This window comes from Lysinibacillus sp. NPDC096212, assembly GCF_044763105.1.
GTDB lineage: Bacteria > Bacillota > Bacilli > Bacillales_A > Planococcaceae > Lysinibacillus.
In genome coordinates, this window is sequence record NZ_JBIWFQ010000020.1 from 1 (window position 1) to 15,002 (window position 15,002).

The 15,002-nt window shown below is 35.9% G+C and carries 13 protein-coding genes and 1 pseudogene; 4 read left to right on the top strand and 10 right to left on the bottom strand.

Features of this window, described 5'->3' with window-relative positions; genetic code table 11:
- Positions 1 to 146: 146 nt before the first annotated feature.
- Positions 147 to 740: pseudogene (locus tag ACIQ7T_RS18120) on the bottom strand (NAD(P)H-dependent flavin oxidoreductase); the annotation flags it as partial.
- 151 nt (positions 741 to 891) lie between these two features.
- On the opposite strand from ACIQ7T_RS18120, the gene ACIQ7T_RS18125 reads away from it, so the two are divergent.
- The gene (locus ACIQ7T_RS18125) at positions 892 to 2,361 is read left to right on the top strand and encodes an aminotransferase class I/II-fold pyridoxal phosphate-dependent enzyme (RefSeq protein WP_370083761.1); all 1,470 of its coding nucleotides are present in this window, start codon (positions 892 to 894) and stop codon (positions 2,359 to 2,361) included.
- Between the two features lie 162 nt (positions 2,362 to 2,523).
- On the opposite strand, the gene ACIQ7T_RS18130 is transcribed toward ACIQ7T_RS18125, so the two are convergent.
- Entirely contained in the window at positions 2,524 to 2,877 is a 354-nt protein-coding gene (locus ACIQ7T_RS18130; protein ID WP_370083759.1) for a helix-turn-helix transcriptional regulator, read from the bottom strand.
- Positions 2,878 to 3,050: 173 nt separating this feature from the next.
- Here ACIQ7T_RS18130 and ACIQ7T_RS18135 point away from each other — a divergent pair, with 173 nt between their 5' ends.
- Positions 3,051 to 3,647 carry a class I SAM-dependent methyltransferase gene (locus tag ACIQ7T_RS18135; protein WP_402872265.1) on the top strand — a complete coding sequence of 199 codons (597 nt, stop codon included), beginning with the start codon at positions 3,051 to 3,053 and terminating at the stop codon, positions 3,645 to 3,647.
- Between the two features lie 244 nt (positions 3,648 to 3,891).
- Positions 3,892 to 4,623 (top strand): hypothetical protein, encoded by a 732-nt coding sequence (locus ACIQ7T_RS18140; RefSeq protein ID WP_402872268.1) that lies wholly within the window; start codon positions 3,892 to 3,894, stop codon positions 4,621 to 4,623.
- A gap of 247 nt (positions 4,624 to 4,870) precedes the next feature.
- Here the strand turns inward: ACIQ7T_RS18140 and ACIQ7T_RS18145 are convergent, their stop codons facing one another.
- Both ACIQ7T_RS18145 and ACIQ7T_RS18150 read right to left on the bottom strand, forming a co-directional pair.
- Positions 4,871 to 5,212 carry a hypothetical protein gene (locus ACIQ7T_RS18145; RefSeq protein ID WP_370083754.1) on the bottom strand — a complete coding sequence of 114 codons (342 nt, stop codon included), beginning with the start codon at positions 5,210 to 5,212 and terminating at the stop codon, positions 4,871 to 4,873.
- Positions 5,213 to 6,560: 1,348 nt separating this feature from the next.
- Positions 6,561 to 6,755: a hypothetical protein gene (locus tag ACIQ7T_RS18150; RefSeq protein WP_370077022.1), complete on the bottom strand. Its 195-nt coding sequence runs from the start codon at positions 6,753 to 6,755 to the stop codon at positions 6,561 to 6,563.
- Positions 6,756 to 7,399: 644 nt separating this feature from the next.
- On the opposite strand from ACIQ7T_RS18150, the gene ACIQ7T_RS18155 reads away from it, so the two are divergent.
- Complete coding sequence (locus tag ACIQ7T_RS18155; RefSeq protein WP_370077020.1) at positions 7,400 to 8,917, top strand: SH3 domain-containing protein; 1,518 nt, start codon at positions 7,400 to 7,402, stop codon at positions 8,915 to 8,917.
- A gap of 243 nt (positions 8,918 to 9,160) precedes the next feature.
- On the opposite strand, the gene ACIQ7T_RS18160 is transcribed toward ACIQ7T_RS18155, so the two are convergent.
- From ACIQ7T_RS18160 to ACIQ7T_RS18185, 6 genes are all read right to left on the bottom strand, one after another.
- Positions 9,161 to 9,454: a hypothetical protein gene (locus ACIQ7T_RS18160; protein WP_370077042.1), complete on the bottom strand. Its 294-nt coding sequence runs from the start codon at positions 9,452 to 9,454 to the stop codon at positions 9,161 to 9,163.
- 416 nt (positions 9,455 to 9,870) lie between these two features.
- Positions 9,871 to 10,548: an LrgB family protein gene (locus ACIQ7T_RS18165; protein WP_370077018.1), complete on the bottom strand. Its 678-nt coding sequence runs from the start codon at positions 10,546 to 10,548 to the stop codon at positions 9,871 to 9,873.
- Positions 10,541 to 10,984 (bottom strand): CidA/LrgA family protein, encoded by a 444-nt coding sequence (locus tag ACIQ7T_RS18170; RefSeq protein ID WP_370077016.1) that lies wholly within the window; start codon positions 10,982 to 10,984, stop codon positions 10,541 to 10,543. Before ACIQ7T_RS18170 ends, ACIQ7T_RS18165 begins: the two co-directional genes overlap by 8 nt.
- A gap of 199 nt (positions 10,985 to 11,183) precedes the next feature.
- The gene (locus tag ACIQ7T_RS18175) at positions 11,184 to 11,966 is read right to left on the bottom strand and encodes an SDR family NAD(P)-dependent oxidoreductase (protein WP_370077014.1); all 783 of its coding nucleotides are present in this window, start codon (positions 11,964 to 11,966) and stop codon (positions 11,184 to 11,186) included.
- 248 nt (positions 11,967 to 12,214) lie between these two features.
- Positions 12,215 to 13,630: a dihydrolipoyl dehydrogenase gene (gene lpdA, locus ACIQ7T_RS18180; protein ID WP_370077012.1), complete on the bottom strand. Its 1,416-nt coding sequence runs from the start codon at positions 13,628 to 13,630 to the stop codon at positions 12,215 to 12,217.
- A gap of 5 nt (positions 13,631 to 13,635) precedes the next feature.
- Entirely contained in the window at positions 13,636 to 14,979 is a 1,344-nt protein-coding gene (locus ACIQ7T_RS18185) for a dihydrolipoamide acetyltransferase family protein (protein WP_402872277.1), read from the bottom strand.
- Positions 14,980 to 15,002 lie beyond the last annotated feature (23 nt).

Consider the following 15,002-nt stretch of genomic DNA (forward strand, 5'->3'; position numbering starts at 1 on the left):
TCCGCTTTGGTCACAAGGCTTTAGGAGTTAAAAGCAATTAACGTGGAGTTCGCACCAATCGCTTGATACGAAGGGTATTCTGTTATAAATCTATGCTTCTATACAGGTTTGTATAGGTTTGTCTAATTTTTCGTAACAGTTTAGTTACCCATTTCAATTCCCTCTGCTCCTAGTGCATGAGCTGCCATCCAGCCACGACCATCGCCAATTCCACCCGAGGCAATAACAGGTATTTTCACACTATCTACAACCTGTGGCACAAGTACCATTGTCCCTATATCATCACGTCCAAGATGACCTCCACCCTCTTGACCAACAACCATAACAGCATCTGCACCTAGTTGTTCCGCCTTTTGAGCTTGTCTACGTGCAGCAACAAGTACTAATTTTTTAATATCCGTTCCTTCTAAAATATCAAAAATTGGTGCAGGATTCCCACCAGTCATTGTAACAACTGGTACTTTTTCTTCCACTGCAACACGCACCATATCTTCATAACCAGTGCCATACATACCAATTGCAAAATTTATGCCAAACGGTTTATCCGTTAATGTTCGTACTTTATGAATCTCTGCGCGCAATAAGTCAGGATCTCGTAAACTCATTGCTGTTATTTGCCCTAGCCCCCCAGCATTCGACACCGCCGCTGCTAAATCTGCATATGCTAAATAGGCTAATCCCCCTTGAATAATTGGGTATTTAATATTTAAAAGCTCTGTTACACGTGAATTCCAATTCATAGTATCTCCCCTTTCCTACGATACTAATTTCTCGAAATTATCAAAATATCCTTTTTATTTTATTTTTTTCTGTAAAGTCTATTTTTTCTTGCAATTAGGTGCTATAATTCATTTGTTTTCTTACATATTATAAAGTGAGGTGGTACCTGCGTTGTCACAATTAGAGACTCCATTGTTCGACGTATTACTTAAACATCGGAACAGACACCCAATTCAGTTCCATATTCCAGGCCATAAGAAAGGTCAAGGTATGGACCCTGCGTTCCGAGAATTCGTCGGCGACAACGTTTTATCAATTGATTTAATTAATATTGCTCCACTAGACGATTTACATTCACCAAAGGGCGCTATTAAAGAAGCGCAAGCACTTGCTGCCAAAGCCTTTGGTGCTGATCATACATTCTTTTCCGTTCAAGGTACTAGTGGCGCCATCATGGCGATGATTCTGACTGTCGTCGGTCCAGGTGATAAGATTCTAGTACCACGGAATGTTCATAAATCCATTATGTCGGCGATTGTTTTCGCTGGAGCAATCCCGATTTTTATTCATCCTGAAGTAGATAGTGAATATGGTATTTCTCATGGAATATCGCCTGAAGCTGTTGAAAAAGCTTTAAATGCTTATCCAGATACAAAGGCAGTTCTTGTTATTAATCCAACGTACTTCGGCTTCTCAGCAGACTTAAAGCGTATTGTCGAAATAGTCCATAGCCGCAATATTCCGGTAGTTGTCGATGAAGCACATGGTGTACACATTAAATTCCATGATGATCTTCCATACTCTGCAATGGAAGCTGGAGCTGATATGGCTGCAACCAGCGTACATAAGCTTGGCGGTTCTATGACTCAAACGTCTATTTTAAATGTTCGTGAAGGACTTGTTTCTGCAAAACGTGTCCAAGCTATCCTGTCGATGCTAACAACAACATCGACATCTTATCCATTACTCGCTTCCCTTGACACAGCTCGACGTCAGCTAGCGATCCATGGTTATGATTTAATTGGCGATGCACTTCGCTTGGCAAAGGATGCACGTAAACGCATTAACCAAATTCCACATTTAAAATGTGCTGGTAAAGAAAAATTAAATTCATCTGCAACTTATGATATGGATCCTTTAAAGCTATTAATAAGTATTAAAGATTTAGGTATCTCTGGTCATCAAGCTGAAGAATGGCTTCGTCACAATGCAAATATTGAAGTAGAATTATCAGATCTATACAATATTTTATGTTTAGTGACATTAGGTGATACGAAAAAGGAAATTAATCTCCTTATCAATGCCCTTAGCCGTATGTCTAAAGCATTCGATTCAGAAGCTGCTATTACTGAAACAATGGTCAATGTACCAGAAATTCCTGCACTTGCTATGTCACCACGTGATGCATTTTATGCAGATACTGAAGTTGTTCCACTTGCAGAAGCGGATAATTGCATTTGCGCAGAATTTGTTATGGTATATCCCCCAGGTATTCCGATTTTTATTCCCGGGGAAATAATTACTCAAGAAAATATTCGTTATATTCAAATGAATATTGAAGCTGGTTTACCTGTTCAAGGACCAGAAGATACAACATTAAAAACAATTCGCGTCATTAAAGAACGCAAACCTATTATTTAATGGTAGAGGCTGGGACAGAACTCGATTTTTTTGAAAAACAGCGAAAATAGATAATAACTCTTCGCTTCAATAAGTAGAGTGTTCCTCCCTAAATCAAAAAAATGTTAGATCGAAATACAATCAGTCTAACATTTTTTCTTTTTGTCCCAGTATGTTTATTGACTAATAATAATGGAACCAAGCAGATAGCATACCAAATATAGGAAAAACAAGCCACCAATGCCTCCACAAGAAATCCCCAACAGTTTTATGATCGGATTTATTTGAATCAGTGGCTGAAGCTGGGGTTGGGGCTGAGGCTTCTAGTTTATGATATTTTTCTTCACCTGTAATAAGCTGGTCTAAAGAAATTTTATATAAATCACTTAACCTTCTTAAATTATCTATATCAGGATAGCCTTTTCCTAACTCCCATTTTGAAACGGATTGTCTTGAAATATTTAAAAAAGCTGCGACATCATCCTGTGTATACTTATGCTGTTCTCTCAATTCCTTTAAACGGTTTTCTAAATTCATTAAATTTCACCTCCAACATATAGGATTTTGATCAAATAATAATGGATTATTACACTTTATTCTAGAAGTTATCATTTGCTAATTCGCAACGCATAGTTGCTTTCAAAGAAACTGAGCAAAAAATTCGATTCTAGAGCATATTTTACTTACACTATTTAGTGAGGAGTGATGGAATGAATACATGGGATCAACGATTTAAAACAGCTGAATATGTGTATGGTGAGCAGCCAAATACATTTATAGAAGACTATGTACACTATTTAAAGGATTATCCAAATGTGGCTGCATATGCCGAAGGTGAAGGTCGAAATGCTGTATTTTTAGCTTTACAGGGGCATACAGTAACTGCCTTTGATTATGCAGAAAGCGGTCTTGAAAAAACAGAACAGCTCGCAGAAAAACATAATGTTTCAGTTCATACAAAGCTTACTGACTTACTGCAAGATGAACTACCAGTAGAAAAGTTTGATGCTGCTATTATGGTGTTTGGACATTTTCCGGTTGAACAGCAACAAGAAGTGTTTAAGAGGATTGTGAACTCTGTAAAATCTGGTGGTCGTATTATGATGGAACTTTATTCAATTTATCAACTACCTTACGCGTCAGGTGGCCCCAAACAGCTTGATTTCTTATATGATCCTTTGGATGTTCTAAAATGGTGTCAACCTTATAAGATCATCCATTTTTTCACAGGTGAACAAATGCGAAATGAAGGTATACTCCACACAGGACTTGCTCATACCATTCAATTTATTATAGAAAAAAATTAAAAAGACTATATACAGTACTCTGTAAGGTTAAAAACAAGTAATTATACATGGTATTTGATTCAATCATAACTTGTTTATAATGTTGCACAAATTATGAAAATGTACATTACTAAAATAAATTTTAGTGGTGTACATTTTTTATTTTGTTAAGTATTACATTGCAATTTATTGAAGTATGTACCAAATTACAATGTAAAAAATTAAAGTAATATTAGTTGTTTTTAATTAGTGGAGGTGAATGTTTTTGTATTGGGATGAATACTGCCCAAAACATATAGAAAGCAAGTATAAGCTTTTAGTATTTAAAGAAAACCAACCCTTTTTACCATTATCAGATTATTTTAATGATTGTTTAGGACGAATTGATAAGAGCTCTGCAACATCCTATTTAAACTGTTTACTTCCCTTTTTCAAATGGTTAGAGGAAGAAAGTAATTTTCAAGGGGAACGAGTGCAATGGAATGATGAAGAAGAAAAGATACGAGTTGTTGTTGAAGATTATTTAATGCATGAAATGAACTGCAAGATCCGAGATCAAGACTCATTCAATAAAAGTCCGAATACAATTAGTCGTTTTTTGTCAGCATTAAAATCATTTTATAAAGCAATAATCCGTTTAAATCAATATCCATATAATAATCCATTATTTGAGAGTCAAGCTATATTAAATCAATTAAAAGAAGAATTAAAAGGTGTCCGAGTTGATAAACCAAGAATGCCTTCTGTTGCTGGAACAGAAGAACCCTTACAGCCACATTTTGCATTTATTTTAGTTCGTTTAATTTCTTGTTCTGGATTCTTATCGATACAAAACACCACCTATGGCAATTCAGATAATAAATTTGGTATTTCATCAATTTCCCCTTTTTTCGAAGCAACTAATACTTCCGCTCGCTTTCCATTCCCTCAGTCATTTTTTCTTGAACTTGTTCTTCTTTCTACTCCCCATTACACCCAACTAACAAAATTGAACTAAATACAACTCCTGAAATTATAGCTTGTTTCATCATTTCTAAATTCCTCTTTCAAAAATTAAGTGCACATTCCAGAATAATTCTCCGTACGTAAGTTTGACGGTATATATTGGTAAAAGTTTCTTTTTATAACACAATCTTGTGCAATTAAACTGCACCGTTAGCACAAGAAGCGACTGCTCTAATTGAACAATCGCACTCCGTTAGTTTAAGTGTAATACTTCACAATCTTATTCAATTAAGGTTGTTTTAATCATTTAAATCATATAAATAAATTGGGTTTATACACTCCAAAATGGATACTATTGCGTTATTGTATCCGGACATTTTTTCAATTTCTTTTTCGTCTTTAAATTCTTCGTTTTCGAACTGTACTGTAAGTTGGTTTATTATTTTTAGGTACTTACTTATAAATCCGTTCTCATCCATATGTTTAACATCTACCAGCATTTCATTATAAGCTAAGAGTTCACCCTCATTGGTATATTGAAACTCAGTTTTATCAAAAATGGTATTTGTATCTGTAAAATGTATCTTCCTTTCAATAATATCTACCAACGTAAATTGGTTCAGTTTCTTATTATCGTTCATAATTATCCCTCTCTTTGTTTAAGACTTATTTTAAGTATCATTTTATTTTTGATTTTCAAATATCCTGCCCCGTTAGTTTAAGTAGAAAAAGGCTCTACTCCTTATTGAAGTAAAGCCCCCGTTAGTTGAATAACATAACTTCCAATTTGAATCAATAATCAATTGAATTGGCTATATGCTCATTTTGTGTATTCTAATGTTTTTAAGGTATGATAAAATAATATTAAATAAAGTATAATTGGTGTAAATTATAAATTTAGGGAATTTAAGGAGTGTGATTCAAATTTTAATCTCTTTATTCATAGTGTTTACAATTTTGTTTATAATGGCTTTCTTTCTAACTTATAAACGCTCTTGGAGCTTAAATTTAATTATTTGGGGAGTTTTCTCTGTACTAATTTTTTCACCTATAATCAGCTTTTTTCTTATAATAATACCTCAGTATGTGACAGGAAACTCTTGGGCAGGGTTAATTGGTATGTATGCTTTTCCACTTCTAGAAGTAATTTCACTTCTTATGTTTATATTTGGATGTATAGGTTATATAATAAAGAAAAAAACAATTGAGAAATCGGAAGACAGCGTCGGTTAAAAAAAGATAGTAAAGCAGAAATGTTGTTTAAACTAACATTCCTGCTTTTTTTTGTATTAAAATATCGCAGAATTTAATTGATTTCGCTTGATACAATTTATCTTTATACATATACGTAATTTGAATATCCCCTAGACTCCAACTTTCTCACTTTTGTTTAGCTATTTACAAAATCCTTAACCATAAATATCCCTGTTAGCATTTTCCTTACGCAGTTTTAAATCAATACTGAAGGAAAACCAAAGTTCTTATTCAACTAATCTGCCCCGTTAGTTGGATAAAAGTTATTTCTTCTTTCTTGTTTGAATGTATTTTTCCGTCAATAATCCCGCATTAAACACCGATAAAATCATAATGAAAAAAATATTACCCGAACGGTCGGATCCCTCTTGTCAGCAATAAACTCAATACTAGAAAAATTAACATAAACAAAGCCAAAAGCAACAAATATAGATAAGAAAAATTGCCCTTTTAAAGACTTAATCATAAAGTGCCCCCTATAAATAATTGAACTATCCTGCGTTAGTTTAAGAAAAAAGTGCTACCCCTAGACTTGAAGTAAAGCACCCCTTTTCGTTCAATATTTTACATATATTAACTTATTCAACGCATTCGCAAAAAAACCTCTTCTTCAACTAAACTGCACCGTTAGTTCAATAAGAAAAAGAGCTGCCTATGCAACTCAATGGTCTTCAAGAAAAGCACCCTTTAGTCATATATTGTTACCGAACATCATCTGTACTATGTGCGTTTCCCTTATTCTATTACTATACTAAATGAGATGTTAAGTTTATCCCAAACCCAAGCCTGGAAAATCCTATCTATTTCTATTTTTAGTGCTTTATCATCCAAATCATTATCAATACCTAATTCTTTAAAAGTAAATGTTTCTGTCGCCTCTGTACCTTCATATTTTGTACTACTGAATGAAAAAGTAACTGTCTTATCCATTAGTTCACCCTCCTATTTTAACCCTGCATAAATTCGCCTTTTATTACAGTTTACATTATTCCTTCTTATTGCACTAAACTGCTCCGTTAGTTGAATAACTGAATAATCAGTTGCTATGTCTAGTGAAACATATTTACAAATATGGGTGTGCGGAAGTGCGAGCTTATAAATCGAGCTATGATGAGATTGCGGTAGCACATCATTAAATTGGTGTGCTTTTTCTATTTGAATCGGATTAATGAATATAAGAAGCGAAAAAACAAACACAAGCTCTTGGTTGAAATAAGGAGTGTGGCAAAGTTCAATTCTTTCAACTTTGAGTCAGCTTACAACAACAATCGTAGCAGGCTTACAGAGCCATTTAACGAGCCTGTAAGAGTTGATAGATTTGGCTTGGGCTTGTCTCAATGGACTTTAGGAAGCTTACATATTTAACAAAAAGGTAAAAATCCAACAATCACTATTTACAACCCTTTCACCGAATCAATATTAAACAATATATGTTAGGGCTATCATTTATCACTCAATCCTATTAAATGAAAGAAACATTGAATATTACCACTATCCCAAATATTGGGTTTATGATAACATATATCTGAATCTTATAACTTTAGAAAATATGAAAGGAAGTGTAATATTCAGATATGAAAAAGATATTGAAACCATTGATTAGTGTTATTGCCATTGGTGCCCTCTCTCTATCTATAAATATAGATAAAAATGTATTAGCTAGTAATATTGCAAATACATGTGATTATAATTCGGCATCGAAAGGAAACCCTGATTTTTCCACAATGAACTGTTTGTTAACCGAAACAGCACTGATTTATGATGTTCCTCCTGAAATTGTGAAGGCAATAGCGGAAGGTGAAAGTGGAAATTGGCGTCATTTCGATATGAATGGTGAAGCTATTGTGACAGCCGATAATGGAATTGGCATTATGCAAATTACAAATCAAGCCGGCTACAATCAAGATAGACTAAAAAGTGATATTGTCTATAATATTCAAGCTGGTGTAGAGACTCTAGATAAAATGTTTAAGCGGAAGGATTTACCTAGCATCAACAGTGGGGAAAGAGATGTACTGGAACATTGGTACTTCGCTATCATGGCTTATAACGGTACTAAGCCAGTAAATAGTCCAATTGTCCAAGCAACTGGTGAAAGAAATGCAAATGCCTATCAAGAAAGAATTCTCCGAATTATTGAGAAATTGGAATTAATAGACTTAACAGAGCTGCCTTTTTCACGCGAATATTTTCAATATGACTCTAACAGCAGGGAAAATATTAAATTCTCGGCGATGAACTATCCTTTTGATTTACCATTAACAAAATCAAAGTATTTTTTTGAAACAAATCAAAAAGTTAGTGCAACAACAACAAATGTGAAATTTAGGACAAGACCTTCTATAGATAGTCCTTCTTTGGGTACTTTACGTGAAGGCGAAATTGTTACCATTACGGGTCCTTTTGAATATGAAGAAGTAAAAACGAAGAAAAACCATTTTGTTTGGTATCCTGTGAAAAGAAGTGACGGGACAGAGGGGTATGTAGCATCAAGTTTTTTAAACTACTCAGCTTCAACACCAACGCCAACACCTCCAGTAACACCGCCAACAACGGGTAACGTTGATGTATCAAAGTTTGCTGATTACAATGCAAACCAATACTGGGCTGAGGATTTTAAGTGGGCAGTCAACATCGGTCTCATCAGTGGAGACCCAAACGTGAAAAACCCATCAACAGGTAAGTACGAAAACTTACTTAAACCGTACAATAACTTAACGGAAAACCAAATGTTATCTATCCTATTTCGTTACTTCAAACCATCAGAACTAGCTTCAACGATAGCTAATACTTCATGGTATGGAGACGTAAACTACCAACTGGCTACAAAATACTCTCTACCAGTCCTAGGTGCAAACACAGCATCCAAACAAGCCATTGCAGGTAAGGATATCACACGGGGTAACTTCGCTCGTATCTTAGCTTCAATGCATTATGGTAAGACTGTATCTCAGTCAGAAGCTATTAAATTCCTTCGTGATAATGGTTTAACAACTACTAAAACAAATGAAGAGTTTAAACCAAATGATTCTCTAACAAGAGCGCACACAGTGGCATTCTTCCACCGTTACGAACAAATATTCAATAACTAAATTGCTACTTACAAGTGAAAAGGTGACTATAAAAGTCATCTTTTCTTTTTTATGTTTAATAAATCCTTTCTTGACACTCCTCGAACCTTTCATAACTAAATTCATTGACACAGATTGCTTGATGGGAGCTACAAAGTCTTGTGTTAAGCTACTGGAGTGATTGAGAAAGCATAACAAAAGGACTTGCATATATGAGATTCAATCATACACGCAAGCCCTTTTCTTATTAACCTACCGCTCTCGTTAGTTAAACAACCCTTGCTCTTTCCACTTGTTAAAATACTTTTGATAACCCTTTTCCTCTGCTATCATAGTGTATTGCGTATCTTCCCATTTAAAAGTATGAGAACCCGACAATGCCTCGTAGCTTGGATTCCCTTTTACATCCCCAAAAAGCGTTTCAAATGTATTTACATCCACTGAATTTGTTGTTCCATTCTCGTCAGTTTCAAGATGAATGAAATCAACCTCTCCCTGTTCTGAATTCCCCTTAAACATCAAACCTGCTTTATTTAAAGATAAATATAATTGATTCATACTCAATTTCTACTCTCCTTTAAAATTCGTTAGCTTAATCAACTAAACTGCTCCGTTAGTTGAATATCTGAATAATCAGTTGTTTGGTATAGTGTAACATGTTTCCAAATGTTGGTGGGAGATGGATGTGTATGACTAACAAGGGAGATTGACTGTTACAGCAGGGCGAGGCGTTGAGGTCTAAACCCTTTCAACTTTGAGTTAGATTATAACAACAGCCGTAGCATACTTTTGATCAATCTTTATTTCAAACCAACACTTAAAACACACATAAAAGCTGAACCAAGATCAAAATTAGTTCAGCTTAAAAAATAGCATATTATAATGTTGCACATTGTATATAGATCCAGAAATATTAAGTGCATTACTTTAATTCTTGACTTTTAATAAAAATATAAACTGTATATAGCTTTTTTTTACAAAAATAAATAAACAAATAGTGGACATAAAAATGCGCCTATAATTGCAGTTAAGGCCATAGATAGCGAGCCTACTGATAATTCTTGTTCTCCGTATTCTCTTAATTTAACAAGCCCAACGCCATGTGAAGCACTACCTACTGCAACACCTCTACTAACGGCTGAATCAATTTTGCCGTATTTAATGACTAGCGGTCCAATAATAGCGCCTACAAACCCTGCCAGCATTACAAGCACAGCTGTTAATGGTGGAATGCCGCCAATTGTCTCACTCACCTGCATACCTACAGGTGTCGTTAATGATTTAGGCAAGGCCGTCAGCAGCCAGCTTTTATTGACGCCAATCCATTTCAGCATAACAAATATTGTTGCTAAGCCCGTAATCATAGCGATAAAAATACCTGACAAAATAGCATATTTATATTTCATAATGATCTCACGCTGATTATATAGAGGATAAGCTAGGGCTACAACTGCTGGACCTAGCATTTTTTGAAGCCATTGCCCTCCCTCCATATAAGTAGAATATGGAATGTTAAAGACTAATAACATAACAGCACTGACGATCGTTGTCGTCACTAGCGGAATCATTAAAGGATGTGGGTAACGTTGATAAAGTTTTGTAAATAACACGAATAAGACAACGGTGCCAACGACAACAATAATTTCAATCAACAGTTAATTTCCCCTCTCCTTCTTCTACAATGGTTTCTGTTTCTTTTTTAGCCAGCTCTTTTTTCTCAACCATTTGACTAAGTAATCCTGTAACATAAATAGAGATTAGCGTGCTTGCTATAACGGCTAGCATAATCAATAGGCCAGTAGTTGAAAAAAGTTCAGGGTAGTCAATCACTCCTACTGTTGCAGGAATGAAAAACAAGGTTAATACGCCAATTAAGAAGCCTGCTCCATCTTGAATGTATTCTACTTTAATTATTTTAAAATTGAGTGAAAGTGCTAGTAATAGTAATCCAATTACACTTCCCGGAAGAGGTACATGTAGTAAAGCCACAATACCGACACCCATGTAATAAAAAATATTGAGTATCCCAATCTGAACAATAATACGAACAACTCTCTTTAACATCGAAGCAAAATTTTCGTTCAACATTTCGCCACATTTCACCCCCTATAACGTTTATTCTACATCTGCAGGAATTTTCTGTCTATTATAATTTTAGGAAAACAATAGAAAAAAAGGATAACTCCAAAACACTTTGAGCCATCCTTTTTCTATACATAAGATAAAGAGGTTGTCTAAAAACTGCTCTACATTCGTTTTTAAGACAACGCCAAAAGTCTTTTTTTAACTATAATGCGTGTCCAGAACCACCATCAATGTTTACAGAAGTTCCTGTCACATAACTAGCTGCATCTGATACTAAAAAAGTAATGACATTTGCTGCTTCTTGAGTATCCCCTACTCGACCAAGTGGAATCGCTTGACCTACTTTACGGGAATAATTTTCCCACGATAGTTCTGGCGCTTCTTCCTTCCACTTCTTCTCAATTTGATCACTACGAATAAGCCCAATACAAACAGAATTCACACGAATATTATCTTTCCCTAAGTCTTTGCTCATAGCCTTCGTTAACGCAAGCCCTGCCGCACGACTTACAGTAGTAGGGAGTGAGTTTGCTGGTGGTGTTTTAGCCATTACTGCAGTCACATTAACTATTGCACCGCCACCAACCTTACGCAAATGAGGTGCAGCATATTTTGAACAATTGACAGCACCAAATACTTTTAAATCTAAATCAGCTTGCCATAGCTCACTACTAACCGCTTCAAATGGATTAGCCGAAGCTGTCCCTGCATTATTAATAAGAATATCAAGACGACCAAAATGTTCTACTGCTCGTTCAATTAAGTACTTACAATCTTTTTCCTTTGTAATATCAGTCGCTACAATTAATACGTCCTCGCCTGTTTCGTTTTTAATACAGCCTGCAGCCACTTGAAGCTGTTTTTCACCACGAGCACAAAGTACAACCTTTGCCCCCTCTTTCACAAGCTGCATCGCTGTATAATAACCAATTCCCTTACTTGAACCTGTAATAACTGCTACTTTCCCCTTTAAGCCTAGTTCCATTGTGATCACCCCAGTTTTTTGTTCAACTTCTTTTGTTATACAAACATCGATATCATTTTCGAATATCTAGCAGTCAATTTCAGAGACTATCTGATACATTCGCTAAATCTATTCGGTATTTAATATAATCCCAACCGAACTATATTATTTGAATATTCATTCGATATAATTACTTTATCAAAATTACAAGTAATATACAAAAAAACGGCTACAAAGCAAATGCTTTATAGCCGTTTTCATAAACTTTATTATTTTTTAGCTACAATATGGATTGGGTTGCCAAGTAATACTTCAGCAGCTTCCATTGTAATTTCACCTAATGTTGGGTGAGCATGGATTGTTAATGCGATATCTTCAGCAGTCATGCCGCCTTCAATTGCTAAGCCCATTTCAGCGATCATATCTGATGCACCAGCACCTACGATTTGAGCACCGATTAATAAGCCATCTTCTTTACGCGCAACAAGCTTCACGAAACCTTCTGTTTGGTTTAATGCAAGTGCACGACCATTTGCTGCGAATGGGAATTTCGCTGCAGTGTATTCAATGCCTTCAGCTTTCGCTTCATCTTCGTTATAACCAACTGTTGCCATTTCTGGATCTGTGAAGCATACAGCAGGAATAGCTAAATAATCAACGATTGATTTTTCACCAGCGATTGCTTCAGCAGCAACTTTACCTTCGTAAGATGCTTTATGAGCAAGTTGAGGACCAGCTACAATATCACCAATTGCATAGATGTTTGGAATATTTGTACGACATTGTTTGTCAACATTGATAAGACCACGTTCACCGAATTCAATACCGATTTCAGCAAGGCCCATTTCATCTGTATTTGGACGACGACCTACAGTTACTAATACATAGTCAGCTTCAACTTTTTTCTCTTCTCCGCCAACTTCATATGTTACTACTACGCCGTTTTCTGTTTCTTCAACGCCTTTTGCAGATGCGTTTACTTCCATTTCAACGCCTTTCTTTTTAAGGCCTTTTTTCACGATTTGTGTCATTTGTTTTTCGAAACCAGCTAAGATATCTTTTCCGCCCTCGATAATTGTTACTTGTGAGCCAAGATTAGCATATGCTGAACCTAACTCTGTACCAATATAACCTCCACCGATAACAACTAATTTACCTGGTACTTCTTGTAAAGAAAGTGCGCCAGTAGAATTTAGTACGCGATCAGAGAATTTGAATGTTGGAATTTCAACTGGGCGAGAACCTGTTGCGATAATTACATTGTTAAATGTGTATGTTTGAGCAGATTCACCATTGATGATACGCACTGAATGAGCGTCAACGAAATAAGCTTCACCTTGTACAATTTCAACTTTATTACCTTTAAGTAAGCCTTCAACACCGCCAGTTAATTTTTTAACAACGCTGTCTTTAAATGCTTGTGCTTTTGAGAAGTCTAATTTCACGTCAGAAGCGATGATACCCATGTCATCTGAATGTTTAGCATGCTCAAAACGGTGACCTACTGAAATTAATGCTTTTGATGGGATACAACCTACGTTTAAGCACACACCACCAAGTACATTTTTTTCAACGATTGTTACTTTTTGGCCAGTTTGAGCTGCACGGATTGCTGCTACATATCCTCCAGGACCTGAACCAATGACAAGAGTATCTGTTTCGATTGGAAAATCTCCTACTACCATTTTTGTTACGCCTCCATTAATAATAATTCTGGTTCACTTAGCAAACGCTTTAAGTGATTTAAAGCATTTTGCGCAGTGGCTCCATCAATCATACGATGATCAAAGCTCAATGATAATGCTAACACAGGTGCGGCTACAATTTCACCATTTTTTATTACAGGTTTTTCTGAAATTCGACCAATACCTAGAATTGCTACTTCAGGATGATTAATTACCGGAGTAAACCATTGTCCTCCTGCAGAGCCGATATTCGTAATCGACATCGAAGCGCCCTTCATTTCATGTGGTGCAAGCTTGCCTTCACGTGCTTTAGTCGCTAATTCATTAATCTCGTTTGATACTGCAAATACAGATTTACGATCTGCGTGCTTAATAACTGGTACTAACAAGCCTTTTTCTGTATCTGCTGCAATACCAATATTATAATAATGCTTCTGAATAATCTCTTGTGTTGCATCATCTAATGAGCGGTTAAATTCTGGGAATTCGCGTAAAGTTGAAATAAGCGCTTTAACTACGTATGGTAAGTACGTTAATTTGACACCTTTTTCAGCAGCGATATCTTTGAATTTTTTGCGATGTGCTACTAGAGCTGTTACATCGACTTCATCCATTAGTGTAACATGTGGAGCCGTTTGTTTCGAGTGAACCATCGCTTTTGCAATCGCTTTTCGAATGCCCGACATTTTCTCACGTGTTTCAGGGAATTCACCTTCAAGAACTACTGGTGCTGCTGCTTGTGCAGTTGTTTCTTGCTGAACAGCCTCCTCATTAGCCACCGGTGCTACTTCAGCCTCTACAGCGCCTCCACCTTTTAGGAAATTCTCAATATCTTGTTTTAAAATACGACCATTTTTGCCTGTACCTTTAACTTCACGAATATTAACATCATGCTCTCGTGCAAATTTACGTACTGAAGGCATTGCAATGACACGCTTATTTTCATCAGCTACAGTTACAGCTTCAGTCTTTTCGGCAGCTTTCTCTGGAGCCTGCTCATCTTTAACAGGAGCCTTTTCTACTTTCTGACCATCCTCAGCTGTTGCTTGAACTTGAGCCTCTGTTTTCGCCTCAGCATGGTCATCACCTTTTAGCTTTAAGTCTTCATAGCCAGGTGCATCAAAACGGATTAAGACATCACCAACAACTGCTACTGTGCCTTCTCCTACTAAAACTTCCTCTACTTTCCCTTCCACCGGAGAAGGGATTTCTACTACTGCTTTGTCATTTTGTACTTCACAAAGAATATCATCTTCTTTTACTGTATCTCCAGCTTTAACGAACCATTTCACGATTTCGCCTTCGTGAATACCCTCGCCTATGTCTGGTAATCTAAATTCAAATGCCATGTGTACCCATCCTTTCGATTTAC